The organism is Arenibacter catalasegens, from assembly GCF_002909235.1.
Classification (GTDB): Bacteria; Bacteroidota; Bacteroidia; order Flavobacteriales; family Flavobacteriaceae; genus Arenibacter; species Arenibacter catalasegens.
On the sequence record NZ_PHQQ01000013.1, the window covers coordinates 23,125 to 40,726 of the forward strand.

Here is a 17,602-nt window from a genome sequence, read left to right on the forward strand (position 1 = left end):
GCAGGATTCAATAAATTTTTGATCTATTAATTAATCATCCATAATGACATTTAGAAGATGAAAGTATTGATATTCAATATCTTTTGAATATTCTTATTGAACTGGGCAGATAAACAAACTTTACACAATTTTCCAAAGTGCAGGGCATTTCTTAAAAGAGATTTGTTGGAATCATTATTTTGTCTAACTTTAAGACAAGGAGATACTTCCCGGACCATTAACAATTACATTTTGGAAGAGAACTATCATAAATGGTATTCACCTAATCTAGGTAAGGAAATGGAAATGATGGTTTATGGCCATTGGGGCTATCCCTTGTTAATTTTTCCAACTACCAGGGGAAGATATTACGAAAGCAAAGATTTTCATTTGATCGATTCCGTTTCTTGGTTCATAGAACAAGGTAAGGTGAAGGTATATTGTCTGGACAGTATCGACGAATTCAGTTGGTACAATAGATCTATACACCCTACAGATCGTGTTAAAAATCACAATTGGTACGATAAAATGGTTTTGGAGGAAGTTGTGGCCAAAATTCAACATGAATCCCCAATAGGCAAGGTAGCCGTTTCCGGTTGTAGTTTCGGAGGTTATCACGCTGCCAACTTTGCTTTTAGACATCCTGAAAAAGTAAGCCACCTCTTTACCATGAGCGCGGCATTTGATATCAGAGATCAATTGGACGGCTTTTACAATGACGAGGTGTATTTTAATAATCCAGTCGATTATTTGCCAGACATGCAGAATCCAGAGCTATATAATATGAAAATAGTTTTGGGGACTAGCGAACATGATATTTGTTTGGGAGCCAACCTTAGAATGTCAGAAATTCTAAAGCGTAAAGACATTGATCACTGGCTGGACAATCGACCCAATGCCAGTCATGATTGGCCAATATGGCGAGAAATGTTTCCCCATTATTTATCTCTAATGTAAACTTTAACACCATATACACTATGAAAAAAATTGGAATACTCTTCGGTCAGGAAAATACCTTTCCGCAAGCCTTTATAGATAGGATCAACCAAAAAAACATTAGTGGGATAATCGCAGAAGCTGTTATCATAGATCAGGTAAAACAAGCCGACCCTACGGAATATGCTGTAATCATTGATCGTATTTCCCAGGATGTCCCTTTTTACCGGGCATATCTAAAAAATGCGGCCATATCCGGTACTGCAGTACTTAACAATCCTTTTTGGTGGAGTGCCGATGAAAAATTTTTCAATAATGCCTTGGCTATAAAAACAGGGGTACCTGTTCCAAAAACCGTTCTACTACCCTCTAAGGATAGACCGGACGATACCAGCGAAAATTCCTTTCGGAATTTAAAATACCCAATGGACTGGGAAGGTATTTTTGAACATATTGGTTTTCCTGCCTATATGAAACCCTTTTCCGGTGGTGGATGGAAAAATGTGTATAAACTCAACAATTCGGAAGAATTTTTTAAAAGCCACAGTGAAACCGGGCAACTTATTATGATGTTGCAAGAAGAAATAGTCTTTAATGAATATTTCCGTTGCTATTGCCTTGGCGGTAATGAGGTACGTATTATGCAATATGAGCCCCGTAATCCACATCACTTAAGATATGTTCATGACGGACCGCCATTGAGCAAAAAACTATTGGATACCGTTAAGGACTATACCATAAAATTAAATGCGGCCTTGGGTTATGATTTCAATACTGTGGAATTCGCCGTTAGGGATGGTATACCTTACGCAATAGATTTTTGTAATCCGGCACCAGATGCCGATATTAATTCCGTTGGCCAGGAGAATTTTGATTGGGTCGTTGAGACTGCAGCAAATATGGCCATTAAAAGGGCACAGGCACATAAACTCGGTCAAATGAATCTAACCTGGGGGACATTTGTAAAGAATGCCGTTACACCCAACACCCCCAAGCCAGTGGGTATAAAGACCCCCGCTGCAGCAAAGGCAAAAAAAGCTGCGGCAAAAGAGTCAACCACGGCCACAAAAAAAGCGCCTTTAAAAACAGCTGTGACCAAGGCAAAAACGAAATCGCCAGCGACCAAAAAACCGACAACTAAAAAAACAACAGCAACGAAGGCCAAAACTACAGCGCCTATAACCAAAAAAACAATCAAAAAAGCGACAACAACCAAAAGCAAGTCAAAATAGTTTTGATACTGCCCAAACTGTAATACGTGGACATCAATGGATTTTACATTAGGAGTAGAAGAAGAATATCAGGTAATAGATCCCATAACCCGTGAGTTGACCTCACATGAGCAAAAAATTGTAGAAATTGCTGATGAAATCTTGGAAGGGCAAGTAAAAGCGGAAATGCATCAGGCGGTAGTAGAAGTTGGCACAGTTATTTGCAAGGATATTAAAGAGGTGCGGTCGCAGGTTACACATTTGCGAAAAACAATATCCGAGGTAGCCACCAGCCTTGATCTTCGCATAGCCGCAGCTGGAACCCATCCTTTCTCCGAATGGGAGAAACAATTAATTACGGTGCACCCTCGATATGATGAAATTGTACAAGAATTACAGGATGCCGCCAGATCCAATCTTATCTTTGGCCTCCATGTTCATGTAGGTATTGAGGACAGGGAAATGGCCATACACATCTTCAACTCTGTGCGCTACTTTTTACCCCATATTTATGCCCTTTCTACCAATTCCCCATTTTGGGAAGGAAGAAACACTGGTTTTAAATCGTTCCGTACCAAAGTCTTTGATAAATTTCCACGTACCGGTATCCCGGATTTTTTTACCAGTGCCGGAGAATACGAAAGATATGTTAATCTCTTGGTACAGACGAAGTGTATAGACAATGCCAAAAAAATATGGTGGGATGTAAGGGTGCACCCCTTTTACCCGACTATCGAATTTAGAATATGTGATGTACCCCTAACCGTGGATGAAACGGTAACTATTACGGCATTGATTCAGGCCTTGGTAGCCAAACTTTATAACTTAAGAAGGAACAACCTCAACTTCATTATTTACAAAAGGGCATTAATCAACGAAAACAAATGGCGAGCATCTAGATATGGCCTTGAAGGCAAAATGATCGACTTTGGAAAATCTATAGAAGTACCTACAAAAGAATTAATTTTGGAGCTGCTAGAGTTTGTAGATGATGTAGTGGATGACCTTGGAAGCCGGGATGAAATCAATAGAATCCATAAAATCTTAAATGAAGGGACCGGGGCCGACAGACAATTGGCCGTTTTTGAAAAAACCAAAAACCTCAATGATGTGGTCGATTTTATTTTGAAGGAGACGGTTGCAGGGATTTAAATGAACATGAAAAATGTTGGATAGAAAAAAAAAGATTGCAGTTCTAGATTTATATAATGGCATTCCCAACCAAGGGCTACGATGCATACAGGAAATATTGGATACATTTAGCGATGAGGCAGATTATCAATTCTTTGACATTAGGGCCAAAAATGAAGTGCCGGATAGCAGTTATGATATCTATATATCTTCAGGAGGCCCAGGAAATCCATTAGAAGGGGACGGAATATGGGATAAAAGATACTATTCCCTAATAGACGAACTTTGGGAACATAATAAAAATGGCCATTACCCCAAAAAGTACGTATTCTTTATTTGTCATTCCTATCAAATGATCTGTCATCATTTTGGCCTTGGGGAAATCACAAGACGTAAATCGCCTTCTTTCGGTATCCTGCCCATCCATAAGACTAAAAATGGAATAGCCGATGAGATATTTTCCAAATTGCCCGACCCCTTTTTTGCTGTGGACTCAAGAGACTGGCAACTTATACAACCTCGATTAAAAGTTTTTGAGGAAAAAGGGGCAAAAATATTGGCTTTGGAGAAAATCAGGACACATGTAGAATATGAAAGGGCCATAATGGCCGTGCGTTTTTCCAAAGAATTTGTTGGGGTACAATTTCATCCGGAGGCAGAACCGGTAAGCATGGAATTGCACTTTGCCAAATCGGAAAATGAAGAGAAAGTAGTTGCCACCTACGGGAAAAGAAAATATAATAATATGATGGCCCATATCAGGGATACGGATAAATTGGAATCTACCTACAATTCCATCATCCCTGGATTTATTGAAAATGCGATTAAAAAAATTGGATTATCCAAGCAAATCTCCTAAAATAGGCATTCATGGTAGAAAACCTTCGTCAGCAATACAATGCAGCATTCACAGATGGGAAATACAAGTCATTTTTAGAAAGTATTTCTACTACCTATAACCACAAACCTCCTTTTCGTGTTGCCGAGACCCCCATCTTTATCCCAAAATACCTGAAAAAAAGATTATTGGAGGCCTGCGAACAAGTCAACAAAGTAATCTGTCAACATAATTTTAAGGAACTTACCAAAAATGCCCTTATAGATCCATCCCAAGTAGTTCCCGGGGAGGATGACCATACTACATTTCTTCAAATGGACTTTGGAATATGTTTGGATGAGAAAGGGGATTTTATGCCACAAATGGTTGAAGTACAAGGATTTCCTACTCTTTATTTTTTTCAAGAACTAATGGCCAAAGGCTATCGAGATAACTTCGATATTCCATCCAATTATCATCATTTAAACAATATGACTTCTGCATATTATATTGAAAAATTAAGGGAAATTATTGTGGGCGACTGTCCTCCCGAAAATGTGATTCTTTTGGAAATAGAGCCTCATAAACAGGCTACACAAATAGATTTTTTGGCTACCGCCCACCATTTGGGAATAAAAGTAATTTGCATAAGCGAATTGATTACCGAAGGGAAGAATGTGTTTTACACCAATGACCAAGGCCAGAAAATCTCGGTACGCAGAATATATAATCGGGTTATTTTTGACGAATTATTTAAAAGGAACGATCTTCAACGGCAATTCGATTTTACCAAGGAATACAATGTGGAATGGATTGGGCACCCTAATTGGTTTTTTAGGATAAGTAAGTTTACAATGCCCTTGATCAACAGCCCTTATGTTCCGGCATGCCATTTCTTGCACGAATTAGAAAAGTATCCGGAGGACTTGGAAAACTATGTGCTTAAACCCTTGTTCTCCTTTGCCGGATCAGGTGTACTCATCAATGTTACCAAGCAAGACCTTGATGCCGTCCAAAATAAGGAAAACTATATTTTACAGAAAAAAGTGGCTTACGCACCTGCAATAAAGACTCCAACGGAACCGGCCAAATGTGAAATCAGGATGTTGATGATATGGGAAAAAGGAGATGAAAAAGCTAAAGTAGTCAACAACCTGGTCCGTATAAGTAAAGGGGAAATGGTAGGGGTACGCTTTAATAAGGATAAGGACTGGGTGGGCGCCAGCGTAGGTTTCTTTGAGGACTAGAGGTGCATTGGTGCTTTTTATCTCTTTACATCCATTCCCCTGACATATTAGGTACTTGCGTGAAAATCAATTTGAATTCGCCTAGTATGTGTATTAAGCAATTCCAATACTCTCTCCTGACTCTCAGATTTTACTATATGCCCTATATGGTACTCCTTTTGTAGTTGCCAACAAATTTCATGGTCTGTAAAGCAAGATGTATCCGGATATTGAAACCGGCATAGAGACACCACAATACCTGCGTATTCATTTTTTACCTTAGGCAGTTTATATCGCTTCCCCTTGGCCATGGCATCTTCTATAGCCGCCCATTCTTTCCATAAATTAATTCCTGTGGCAAAGAATACCATTTCTGCCAAATGGGCTCCACCGACCCGAGAGGCGGTTTCCAGAAAATAGAATTTCCCCGTTTCCCGAGATTTAATATACTCGCTATGGGAAGCACTAAAGCGCATCCCGAAGGCCTTTAATACTTCCACATTTATTTCCTTTAGACCAATGGCATCAGGAGAATTCATCTCTAGGGTAATGGATCTAAAAATACCGTGGCCATGGGCCACATCCATGGGAGTACTTAAGTATTGGGAGGCCTGTGTAAAAACAATCTTACCATCCACAGATAAAGAATCCACATGGTATACGTCCCCAGGAGCAAACTTCTCCAATAGATACTCGTGTCGTCGATCACCCAAGGATTCCAAAACGGACCATAACTCTTCGTTCGAAAATATCTTACGTATCCCGGTTGCAGAGGCTTCGGACCTGGGCTTAATAAGCCAAGGAGCTGGCACCAACTTTGTATATTCGTCTATATCACAATTATTGAACAATGGGGTGAATGCCGGAACAGGAATATTGGCCTCTTCGGCCTTCATTCTCATCGCCAATTTATCCCTAAAATACCTACCTGTGGTTTGGCCCATGCCAGGTATTCTGAAATGTTCCCTTATCAAAGTAGCTTTCTCAACATCGAAATCGTCCAAGGCCACGATCCTGTCAATTTTTTGTTTGCGCATTAAAAAAGCGAGGCCAGAAATTAAATCTTCCATATTCCAAACTCCTTCCCGCTTTTCCTGCATATAGAAAATTTCATCAATAGATTCGCGAGGCCACTTTTTGTGTTCCAAACCCTTGGAAGTAATCAGTAATACCTTGTTGCCCAAAGCCTTACACGACCTTAAGAAATCTTCTCCCTTAAAAAAACTGCTAATACATAAAAAAGTGGTTTGATCGGCTTTTCCTGTCATCGTAGTGAGGTATAACTTATTAGATGTAAAATACCCATTAATCCCTAAAAAGTCGCAAAAACAAAGGAAAAAAATGCTTCTTCGTTTCTGAATCTCCGCAGTTTATAATTCGATGCCATAATTGCCAAGGTCATCGCACTTTTTAAACCGTTTTGAGTAAAGAATGTTAATTCATGTAACCCAAGGTTAAACAAGATGGCCATCAATAATCTGCAAAAAAGTCATCTTGGAGTTGGCACCCCATTGATCGGAAACTATTTTACCAAACCTGCAATAAAATCGGTCAAAAGTCTTACCCCAAAAGCGCTAGCTGTTTTCTGGGTATAGAATTCCGCATCCCCAAAGGCTACCCCTGCTATGTCCAAATGGGCCCATTTTGGATGTTTATCCGTAAAAAACTCCAAAAATTTAGCAGCACTTATAGCACCGGCAATAGGCTTACCGCTATAATTTTTTACATCGGCAATATCAGATTTTATATCTCCTTCATAGGAATCCCATAATGGTAATCGCCACAAACGTTCTCCACTTTGATCTCCTGCAGCTGTCAATTTAAGGGCAAGGTCATCATTATTAGTGAACAAGCCCCCTGCCTCATAGCCCAAAGTTTGCACACAACTTCCAGTTAGGGTAGCCGCATCTATCATTATATCTGGTTGATAATTTTTATTTAAATACGCAATGCCATCAGCCAATATTAGGCGTCCTTCCGCATCCGTATCTATAATTTCAATAGTCTTCCCAGCATATGACCCAATTACATCGCCAGGTTTTACAGCCTTGGCATCTACACAATTTTCGGTCGTCGGGATTATAGCGATAAGATGTACCGGTAATTTTAGCTTTGCTGTCAATTCTATGGCACCTAATACTGCCGCTGCTCCTCCCATATCGCTCTTCATATAATGCATATTGGATGAGCTTTTAATGGATAGCCCTCCAGTATCGAAAGTAACACCTTTTCCTACCAAGCCTACCTTAGGAGCCTCCATGTTCCTTTCCTTCGGTATATATTCCATTATAATAAACCTAGGAGGCTCCTCACTTCCTTGACTTACGGCCAATAGCGATTTCAATCCTAATTTTTCAATGGATTTAGTGTCATGGACTTCAACATTATAGCCAAATTCCTTACCAGAACTTATAGCAACTTCAGCTAATTTACTAGGGGTAAGCTTATTGCTAGGGGCATTTACCAACTCTAAAATCTTAAGTTGGGTTTCAGCCGTGGCCTTCCCTTTAGCAGTGGCTTTTTTAGCAATTTCCTCCAATTTTATGGGTACAAAAAACTCCAATCCTAATTGATCTGAATCCCATTTATGCATTTTAGTTTCCGATGTTTGATACAGACCCTTTTTGTAAGTACCTAATATCAATCCACTGACTATGCCTTCGGCCACAAGAGAAATAAAGTCAGGATTGAAATCTGCGCTGCGTATATCAATGCTCAAATTGTATGGCAATTTGGACGATTCCACTTGCATAAAGCGCTTAAAGGCATCTATTACTACCTTTAGGGTGGGATTTGCTCCTAAGCCCAGACAGTATACCTTCTTTAAATCCTTTTGGTCAATCGGATAAAACAAGGATATTTCCTTTTTCTCAGCCTTTATTTGTTCGGTCAATAGATCACCTGGTAAATTTAAATCCCTGGCCATTTTAACTATGTTTGCCTCCAAATTCTCACCTTGAACAAAAGGTATAATCAATACTTCCGAAGAAGGATTCCCTTGCGCTGTAATTGCAATCATATAAGTGCTTTATATTTAGTTCCTAAAATAAAGGAATTCCAAGGCGGTAGGAAATTCTTGACTCCAAAACCATTCCTCATGTTTTCCATTTGGATCAATATTGATTTCAATATTCACCTCCGCATCCTCTTTATTCCTTTCTTCAAGAATTTGCTTTAACTTTTCCACATTCCCCACCATATTTACACTTTCGGCACCACCGGCATATAGATAGATATCGGTTGGATATGGTTGATGAAAATTTATGGCATCAAAATAAATTTTTGGCGTAATCCACAAGGAAGGCGAAAAAATCATCAATTTCCCAAAAATCGAAGGATACCTTAACCCTGCATAAATACTAATAAGTCCTCCCATAGAACTTCCACCAACTCCCGTAAATTCTCTTTCTTTTAACGTCCTATAATTTTTATCTATATTAGGTTTAAGCGTTTCCACTAAAAACTTAAGATATTTCTTTCCGTCCCCTTTTCCCCATTTGGTTTCCTTAAAAGGAGAAAACTCCAAAACTCTTTCCTCCTCCGCATGGTCTATAGCTACTACAATAATATCGCCCATACCATTTCTAGCCATTTCCGAAAGCTTTTCATCAATGGCCCAGTTACCAAAGGGTCCGCCCCCATCAAAAAGGTTTTGACCATCATGTAAATATAAAACCGGATATCTTTTGGAGCTAGACTTATAGCTAAATGGCAGAAGTACTGATATTCTTCTTTTCCTGTTTAACTGCGGAATATCATAATCCTCCGCTATAATTCTTATCTCAGGGAGATAAGAGATTGGTTTCTCCTGTTGACTTCCATCGCCTTTGATCTTGTTTTCCAACATACTCTTTTCCATAATTTTAGCCCAACAAATGCCGACAAAGATAGTTGGTTTTGGAACAACAGTATAATCAAAGCAAATCTAATGTACTGTGTACCTGCGTATTTTGAATAAATTGTGCATTTTATGTTGGACTAATTGACCTTTCTAATAATTTTTATTCCTTAAAAAGGAACCCAAAGTAAAAAACCGTATTACCGTTTATCGAAGAAACAATACCGTTGGTTTTTTACACAACATTCTTCAGTGCGTTCACAACAAAAATTAAGCAGAACTGTCTATTACCTTTATCTTTACATTGTATTTAAGTGGTAGTGTTTAACCCCAATCTAACGCAAAACTTAATTCGAAGTGCTTTTTCCCCAAATCAGCACTTAACCTTAAAGTAAAATATTTAAATAAAAAACCGAATTTTACTAAAAAGACCTACTTAACTAAAAAAATGCCCCTCCTTGGAGGGGTATTTTTTTTATCTGTATTTCGACAAGTAACCGCTACAATGTTATTGGAAATAAACAAGCATATGGGCCATTTCCTCGGAATCGGGAACGTGCCCACCTCCAAACGTCTTGCCATTGATATGATATAATACCGGTATTACCAGAGCCACCTCGTCTGTTAGGATACAGGAGCCATGTTCCAAGACAACATTCAGAACACCGTTCCCATCGGCGACCGCAATATTTCCTTCCCCATTTTCTGGCCCAATGGGTGGATTATTGAAATTCACAAAATCATTCATAAAATCTATTTTCTCGCCTACCTTCCTAGTTGTATTAAGATAGGCCAACCAAAAGGTGTAGGTGCCATTGGGAATCATTCCCTCAAGTGCTACCTCAATACTGGAGAAATTACCTTTACAATGAACAAGTATATTCCCATGTCCGGTTTGAAATTCTGATAAAGTAATTTGATGTTCATCCGGAGCCTTTATTGGAGTTAATAGACCTATGGGGTCATCAAATATATTGGCTGCAAAGAGTGGTTCATAGGGGTCCATTGGAGTATTGCCGTACTTATCCACTATTTCCTCCAATAATTGAACATTCCCAAAGTTTAAGTGAGCTACGACAGGTTTGGGCTCAACCACAAAATGCACTGTTGCGACCTGGTGGGGCTTAAGATCAACTGACATAGGCATGGTAGTCACCGATTCCGAGGATAAAGGAGGCACAATACTAGCACTGTAAACCCCAAAACCCTTTGTCTCACCAGAAAATTTACCATCCACATTGGAGAGCATTTCTACTTTTTCCGATGCATTGGTGAAAGTAACCAAGGTATTAGGGTAAGGATTCCCTAGATTATCCTTTACTGTTCCTTTTATTTTTCCAGTTAGGTACATGTGGGTATCATCATCTGACTTGATGTAACCAAATGCCATGAAAAATAGAACGGAAGTCGATATCACAATTAAAACCCAAATGGTTTTAATACATTTTACAATTCTTTTAAATTCAATTTTCTTGAAGTTTTTTGTTGATACCATGATAAGGTTTTAAAGATATTTTTACTTGAGGGGAAATAATACACTTACAACCCAAAGTTATTCCGTCAATTCCCAGAAAACTAACAACATAATCCCACATAATAACAACATAGTTCCATTGCCAATTTTGACAGTATTATTAGAGATGGAATCATAAAAATGATCCTTGGCAATGTTCCAACAATGGATAATGAAATTTTCCCAAGAATCTAAAAACACGAAAATTATTTATATCTATAAATAACTTAAATAAGCCCACCATTTATTTTAATAGGCCGACGGTGAAACACCATACAATTCCTTAAAACATTTGGCAAAATAGGAGAGGTTGTTAAATCCTACTATATATGCTATTTGGGTAACACTATCGGCTTTTTGTAACAATAATTTAGCTGCCCTTTTTAACCTGAAATTTCGAAGTAGTTCCCCGGGGGCTTCATTCGTCAGGGCTTTTAATTTACGATGCAATTGTGTTTTGCTCATGGCCAATGCCGCTTGCATTTCCGGAACGCCAAAACTAGGATCGGAAAATTTTTGCTCCAACAAAACCAGAACGCTTTCCAAAAATTTTTGATCAATGGAAGTAACCGTTACTTTTTTGGGATCTAACTGTGCCTCCCTATGGGCAAAAAGTTCTCTAAGGGTTTGTCGTTGTTTTATAAGGTTCTTTATACGTACCATTAATTCCATACCGTCAAAGGGTTTGGTGAGATAATCGTCTGCCCCAGTTTCCAGACCCTCAATCTTATTGGCCATGCCGGCCTTTGCAGTCAACATGATAACTGGTATATGACTAGTGCTCAAATGGGTCTTTAATAGCCTACAGAGTTCTATACCATCCATTTTGGGCATCATTAGATCCGTTATTATAAGATCCGGCGGGTCTTTAATAGCCAATTGCAAGCCAGCCTCTCCATTAACTGCCTCTATCACCTTGTAGAATTTGCTAATCTGTCCTTTTATATAATAACGCATATCGGCATTATCCTCTATCAAAAGAATATTAGCCATTTCTGTCTTGTCCATGGCCAAAAGATCATAGGTTCCTGGACTATAATTAAAAAATTCATTTTCCAGTTTTAAGACCTCTGTCTTCTTAGAGGTTATTCTTATTTTCTGTAGTGGCAACTTTACAATAAAGAGGGTGCCCTTATTTACATCACTGGAAACAGTAATAGTTCCTTCCATAAGTTCAACAAGGTCCTTGGAAAGGGATAGTCCTATGCCAGAGCCTTCTTTCTCTTTGGTAGTACTATTATCCACCTGATAGAAGCGATCAAAAATAAAGGGGAGTTGGTCTCTAGGGATCCCCCTTCCCGAATCTGACACCATAAGCTGCAGTTGCTGTTTCCTGAAATCGGAGGTAAAAGAGATTTCAGAACCGTCCTCACTAAATTTAAAGGCGTTACCAAGAAGATTATAAACTATGTTTTCCAATTTATCACGATCAAAGGAAGTCCATAGCACGGTGTTTGGTATTTCTACTCGGTAATCCATATCCCGTTGTGCTGCAAGTGAGTTAAACGAAGATGTGGCAGCTCTTAGGCATTTGAAAATATCCCCTTCTGTTGGCGATAATCTTAAACTTCCGTCATCAATTTTTGAAAGGTCCAGTAGTTGATTTACCATGTGTAACAAACGGTCGGTATTCCTACGAATCATTTTTACAGTTTCTATATTAAGTTTTTGGCTGAAATTTTTTTCCAAATTCTCTATGGGACCCTTTATTAATGTAAGTGGAGTGCGAAATTCGTGCGAGATATTGGCAAAGAATCGAGACTTAGCTTTGTCCAAATCCTGTAATTTTTCCGCTTGAACCTTTAATTGATTTGCTTGATGCCTCACTTCAGATGTTCTAACTGCAATGAGCCTTTCCAGTGCCACATTTTTAGCTTTTAGTTGTCTAGAACGAAGTTTTAGCATCGCCCATAAAAATACTAAAAAGGCGAGGAAATAGAATAGATATGCCCCCCATGTACGATACCAGGGTGGAAGTATTTCAAAATAAAACGAGCCCGAGGAGCTAATACTACCATAGATATTCTGTGCTCTTGCCCTAAAAGAATAATCGCCCTCCCTAAGATTAGTATAATCCTTCTTTACCTCGTTGGACCAGTCAGACCATGTGTCTTCAAAACCTACAAGTTGGTATTGGTATTTGTTATCATCAGAACTAATTGCTGCAAACTCGAAACGAAGTCTTTTATTGGAATATTTAAGCTGGGGTATTACTACCATCTTAGTGCTACCTCCAAAAATAGCTGAATCCCCTCCTAGGGTTACTTTTCGTATATGAGTTTTAAATAGAGGCTGGAAATTAAATGTGGTATTTAAGTCGTACTTGATTATTTCTTCCCCTCCCAGCCACAGAATATTCCTGGATTCCCAGAAAGCACTAAATTCTGTAGTACTCCTAAAGCGCTCATCATAAACCCTTTTAACCAAGTAATGGCCTTGGCCATCACCAGTAGCAGAAAATCGATATCGCCTTCCAACTATAGGATTAGATTCCAATATGATATGTTCACCCTTTTTCTGATAAGCCCTTGGATATACATAAAGTGAATCCAGGCCAAACTTTTTTCCGAAATGGGCTTCGGGCAAGAATGATTCTGAAACAATATCCAATTTAAATAATGGTCCACCCTCCCCGTTGGAAGTCACCAATACCTCGTTTTGAATCAAATACATATTAATTGGGCCTCCAGGGAGGCCATTCTGATATCGATTAACCTTTATCTCATTCAAACTGAGTTCCGAGGTTGAAACAGAACTTGGAAGTGTTAATTTTATAACCTTGTTCAAGGTAGTTCCCAGCCAAATAGCACCACTGGCATCTTCATCAATAAACTTTATATCCTCAACTATCTGGTCAATATCTTTCTCTTTTTCCCAATGTCCGTTATTATTATAAATGGTAGAAAGACCGTACATCTGGCCTACAAATACCCGGTTGGGATTGCTCGTCGATTGATGCAATACACGTGTTCCTGGCAAATATGCAATTTTGGACACTACATTATTAGATATTAAAAAAGTCCCTTCGGCGGTACCAGCCAAAAGATCTTCACCAAGAGAAAGTAAAGAGAAACAACCTGTTCCTATTTCCGGTGTTCTCTTAAACTCAAGAGACCGATTTTCGATATGCTTACCGAGCTTAAAAAGTCCATTATAGGTACCAACGTACAATTCGCCCTTATGACTTATTATGTCAGAAACGGTACCCTCCAAGCCCAATCTTTTGTCATAAAAACTATAGGGCAAATATGGTTCAATCTTCGAAATACCGGTTTGCATGGCCAACCACAAAGCCTTGTGATCATCAACGACCATTCCATGGACTTGATTGTTCAAAATTCCATCGTACACTGTTAGCGTCCTAATCTGTTTACCATATTGATCCATAAAGATCACTCCCGCTTTCAAGGTCGCAAAGGCGTATGTAGAATCGGGCATTTGCTCCCCTGCGTATAATAGATTCTCTAGAAGATAATAGTCTACCTCACTTTCCATCTTTACCACCTCTTTTCCGGTATAGATAAATAGACCTCCACTCCTTGTTGCAAAGAGCACCTGATTTTTTTTATAGGGTAAAGCAACAATTACTTTTAAATCTTTAAAAATTCTACCACCGGGAATGATGGCCAAGGAATCCCCTTGAAGTTTATAGAGTCCCTGATCCGTTATCCTTACATAGACTTGTCCATTTACCTGGAACTCCCTGTGGATTACTCCCGTATGAGGTATTATTTTCATCTCCCCATCCTGCCAATTATAAATCTCGTCGTCGGACACAAATAATACTCGATCTTCATTTGGGAATATGCGCCAAACCGTGGCATTTAAAGGATGGGCTGCAGGGATTTCTGCCGTTAAGGAACGATACACAAGAAAACCCAAGGAGTCGGGTTCCAAATAACCCAGTTCCCTATCACCACCTACCCACTTTTTATTATTCCCATCGACCACCACAGTGCGTACTGCGTTTAATCCCGGCGACGTAATAAATCTCCAAGTAGCTCCATCATACTCAAGAATACCCTCTCCATTGGCGACATATATAAAACCCTCCTTATCTTCAGTTATAAACCAATTCTGGTAATGTGCCTGATAATCTTCGTGGCTATAATTTTTTAATGAGAAAAAACCCAATTCAAAATTATCCTCACTCTTCTGGGAAAGTAGTAAAGAGGTTAGAAGTAAACAAAGGGGGAGAATGAACTCTTTCATCTCCAACGGTTTATAGCTACAAGATATCCAATTTTGATGTATTTACCATCAACCTAAAAGAAAATATCATAATTCCCTATATCAATACTTAAGTTCCTTAATGTATAGGACATAAAATTATTGAAATCTAGTGAACCCATCCTAAAGCTCCCATAATTACTGCCAATATATTTTTACGATAAACCTGTATTCATTTATAAAATCTCATTCTCATCAAATCCTTAAACCTAATGGACAAACACTACTATGCAAAAAGGCCCTCCATGAGGGCCTTTTTTGTTTTACACTGGTTGGTATTGCCATTTAGAATGAATAGTTAAGTCCAAATAGCCAATAGGTCTGTAAATCGTTGTCAACTGAAGCAAAAGTAGGTGTCGGATCACCCACATCTAAATTACCAATAGCATAATTTAATGCCTCCTGCTTGTTGTCTCTTAGGCCAAATTCAAATCCCACCCCAATACCTTTCCATAAGGTATATCCGAATGAGTTGGTCCAGGTCCAGTTAGAATAATCCGCGCTTTTATAGCTCTGAAACAATGAAAGATTGGTTTTAAAATTAACCTTGCCCAATTGTCTGGTATAATCGGCCACAATCTTGGCACCCAAGGAAGATTCAAAAACGTTATCACCAGAACTGAAAACAAAGTTGTAGTTTAAGGGGTGAATGACCACCACCAAATCAGCAATGGGCGTCCAAGTAGCACCAACCCCAATATCCAAATAGCCCGGGTCATTAAAATTATCAATAATAGTTGTCCTATACTCCCCCAAGGTAGATATGGCGAACTTGTCACTCAATTTCTGACCATATAAAGAAGTTATATTAAAAACGTCGGTAGCTGATTGGAAACTATCGTCATCGGTTTCAATATCCTTATCATCAATTTTTACCCACCCAAGATTGATATTCAATGAGTTTCTCCAGAAATACTTAGGCTGGTTAAGATTTGCAAAGGCATTTGTGGTAATTCCTATATTTCCAGCACTAGAATTTGGAGCCCCTTTAGCGTACCAATTGTTAAATCCGGAGAGACTGGCACCTATAGTTCCAAAAGCTCCCTTTTTCCAACCGGGTAGGGCATTAATTTTGCCTTGAATAGCATCTACGCGGCCTTGGATGGCGGAAATTGAATCTTTTTTACTCGCTTTTTCAGCTTTTAACTCCTCCAAAGTTTGGGCAACAGAAATGTTTATAGCCAACAAAGTGACCATTGTTAGGATAATTCTCTTCATAATAGAAAGTGTTTTATTTATAGTAAAACAAAAATAAGAAATGTTGAATAAATTGAAGGAGAGATATTGACCGTTATTTTGCCTTAAACAAGGGTACAGAGGAACAGGCCTCCCCGTACATGACACTTTTAGCTACAGCCTGAATTTTGGTTGTGGCCCATAAATAGGCGTTTGGTGGTACAGGTTTATTGGAACAGCCCTTGATTATCACCGGTTTATCCACAAATTCGGAAACATCCAAATTTTCCAATATGGATTGAAAGAGGGAGGATTCCAACAACTCCAAATCTCCAATAATAATTTTCAGGGCATAGGGTTGTAGTTTGGTAGAAATAAGCATATATGCCCAACCTGGAATAATAGCGTCCGAAGAGCAGGTCAATGCCACATAAGCATCCTTGTATTTACTCCAATCATGTTCTTCCAAATGTGCCCGAAATTCCCCTTCCCTAAGTATTAAACCCTCGTACAACCAATCCTTAATATCCATAAGTATCCTATTCCCTTTAGGGTATAAGTCCTCTAGGTTAAAAGTCACCAATTTACTTTGGGAAACACGATTTATAATTTCAGACATAAATTTTAAGTTTTGCTATATAAGAGGTAACCGGCAAATCTAATAGAATTATTAGTTAGGTTCAAGGTCTCGAACTACAGCATCCCAAGTTCCAGTTTGGCCTCTTCACTCATTAATTCTTGGGTCCAAGGTGGATCAAAAGTAATTTCTACCTCAACATCTTTTAATTCGTCAATAGACTTCACCTTTTCTTCCACTTCCATAGGGAGCGACTCGGCAACAGGGCAGTTGGGTGAAGTTAAGGTCATCAAAATTTTAACTTCATTTTCCTCATTGACAAAAACATCATAAATCAACCCTAATTCATAAATATCCACAGGTATTTCGGGGTCATAAATTGTTTTTAAGACCCTTACTATTTTTTCTCCTAATTCCTGTGTGTCTATAGTTTCTATTTCTTCGCTCATTCTTTTGAATATTTATTGCTTGCACAATAGTCTCCCATTAAAATTTAATGGGCCGGACCAATTAATTTAATTGCGTTTGGTATGCCACGGCATACAATTTCAATTGTTTTATCATACTAACCAAACCATTGGCCCTAGTAGGTGATAAATGTTCTTTTAAACCGATCTCATCAATAAAATGGGTCTCGGATTCTATAATATCCTTAGGTTTTTGATTACTAAAGACCCTAATTAATATAGCAATGATACCTTTTGTGATTATGGCGTCACTATCTGCCGTAAATACCAATTTATCATCTTCCAGTTCTGCATGTACCCAAACCTTACTCTGGCATCCCTTAATAATATTATCATCGGTTTTGTACTGCTCCTTGATCATTGGCAGGGATTTTCCAAGCTCTATCATATACTCATAGCGCTGCATCCAATCTTCGAACATGGAAAACTCATCAACGATCTCTTCTTGAATTTCTTTTATACTCATATCTAATTTTTGTACCCCTTTACAAACGGTAACAA

Annotated in this window: 14 protein-coding genes; 5 read left to right on the plus strand and 9 right to left on the minus strand. The window is 38.6% G+C overall.

All coding sequences use genetic code 11. From position 1 onward, the window contains the following. The first annotated feature begins 165 nt into the window (after positions 1 to 165). The 5 genes from CWD90_RS11700 to CWD90_RS11720 are packed head-to-tail and all read left to right on the plus strand — an operon-like array spanning position 166 to position 5,321. A complete protein-coding gene (locus CWD90_RS11700; RefSeq protein ID WP_239986510.1) occupies positions 166 to 936 on the plus strand; it encodes an esterase family protein in 771 nt (256 codons plus the stop codon). Between the two features lie 20 nt (positions 937 to 956). Then, positions 957 to 2,147 carry an ATP-grasp domain-containing protein gene (locus CWD90_RS11705; protein ID WP_239986511.1) on the plus strand — a complete coding sequence of 397 codons (1,191 nt, stop codon included), beginning with the start codon at positions 957 to 959 and terminating at the stop codon, positions 2,145 to 2,147. Between the two features lie 36 nt (positions 2,148 to 2,183). Continuing rightward, positions 2,184 to 3,278: a carboxylate-amine ligase gene (locus CWD90_RS11710; protein WP_103476256.1), complete on the plus strand. Its 1,095-nt coding sequence runs from the start codon at positions 2,184 to 2,186 to the stop codon at positions 3,276 to 3,278. A gap of 13 nt (positions 3,279 to 3,291) precedes the next feature. Beyond that, positions 3,292 to 4,116 (plus strand): type 1 glutamine amidotransferase, encoded by an 825-nt coding sequence (locus tag CWD90_RS11715; RefSeq protein ID WP_103476257.1) that lies wholly within the window; start codon positions 3,292 to 3,294, stop codon positions 4,114 to 4,116. An 11-nt stretch (positions 4,117 to 4,127) separates the two neighbouring features. Then, positions 4,128 to 5,321 (plus strand): hypothetical protein, encoded by a 1,194-nt coding sequence (locus CWD90_RS11720; protein ID WP_103476258.1) that lies wholly within the window; start codon positions 4,128 to 4,130, stop codon positions 5,319 to 5,321. Positions 5,322 to 5,368: 47 nt separating this feature from the next. Here the strand turns inward: CWD90_RS11720 and CWD90_RS11725 are convergent, their stop codons facing one another. From CWD90_RS11725 to CWD90_RS11765, 9 genes are all read right to left on the minus strand, one after another. Beyond that, a complete protein-coding gene (locus tag CWD90_RS11725) occupies positions 5,369 to 6,568 on the minus strand; it encodes an ATP-grasp domain-containing protein (RefSeq protein ID WP_103476259.1) in 1,200 nt (399 codons plus the stop codon). A 254-nt stretch (positions 6,569 to 6,822) separates the two neighbouring features. Further along, the gene (locus tag CWD90_RS11730; protein WP_205161237.1) at positions 6,823 to 8,319 is read right to left on the minus strand and encodes a leucyl aminopeptidase family protein; all 1,497 of its coding nucleotides are present in this window, start codon (positions 8,317 to 8,319) and stop codon (positions 6,823 to 6,825) included. A gap of 15 nt (positions 8,320 to 8,334) precedes the next feature. Continuing rightward, positions 8,335 to 9,159 (minus strand): alpha/beta hydrolase, encoded by an 825-nt coding sequence (locus CWD90_RS11735; protein ID WP_103476260.1) that lies wholly within the window; start codon positions 9,157 to 9,159, stop codon positions 8,335 to 8,337. A 487-nt stretch (positions 9,160 to 9,646) separates the two neighbouring features. Next, positions 9,647 to 10,633 carry a hypothetical protein gene (locus CWD90_RS11740; protein WP_103476261.1) on the minus strand — a complete coding sequence of 329 codons (987 nt, stop codon included), beginning with the start codon at positions 10,631 to 10,633 and terminating at the stop codon, positions 9,647 to 9,649. 267 nt (positions 10,634 to 10,900) lie between these two features. Next, positions 10,901 to 14,863, minus strand: a complete 3,963-nt coding sequence (locus CWD90_RS11745; RefSeq protein ID WP_103476262.1) for a hybrid sensor histidine kinase/response regulator transcription factor — start codon at positions 14,861 to 14,863, stop codon at positions 10,901 to 10,903. 303 nt (positions 14,864 to 15,166) lie between these two features. After that, positions 15,167 to 16,099 carry a DUF3078 domain-containing protein gene (locus CWD90_RS11750; protein ID WP_103476263.1) on the minus strand — a complete coding sequence of 311 codons (933 nt, stop codon included), beginning with the start codon at positions 16,097 to 16,099 and terminating at the stop codon, positions 15,167 to 15,169. 73 nt (positions 16,100 to 16,172) lie between these two features. Then, positions 16,173 to 16,676 carry a DUF2480 family protein gene (locus tag CWD90_RS11755; RefSeq protein WP_103476264.1) on the minus strand — a complete coding sequence of 168 codons (504 nt, stop codon included), beginning with the start codon at positions 16,674 to 16,676 and terminating at the stop codon, positions 16,173 to 16,175. Positions 16,677 to 16,750: 74 nt separating this feature from the next. After that, a complete protein-coding gene (locus tag CWD90_RS11760; protein ID WP_103476265.1) occupies positions 16,751 to 17,083 on the minus strand; it encodes an SUF system Fe-S cluster assembly protein in 333 nt (110 codons plus the stop codon). 61 nt (positions 17,084 to 17,144) lie between these two features. After that, the gene (locus CWD90_RS11765; RefSeq protein WP_103476266.1) at positions 17,145 to 17,567 is read right to left on the minus strand and encodes a SufE family protein; all 423 of its coding nucleotides are present in this window, start codon (positions 17,565 to 17,567) and stop codon (positions 17,145 to 17,147) included. Positions 17,568 to 17,602: the final 35 nt, after the last annotated feature.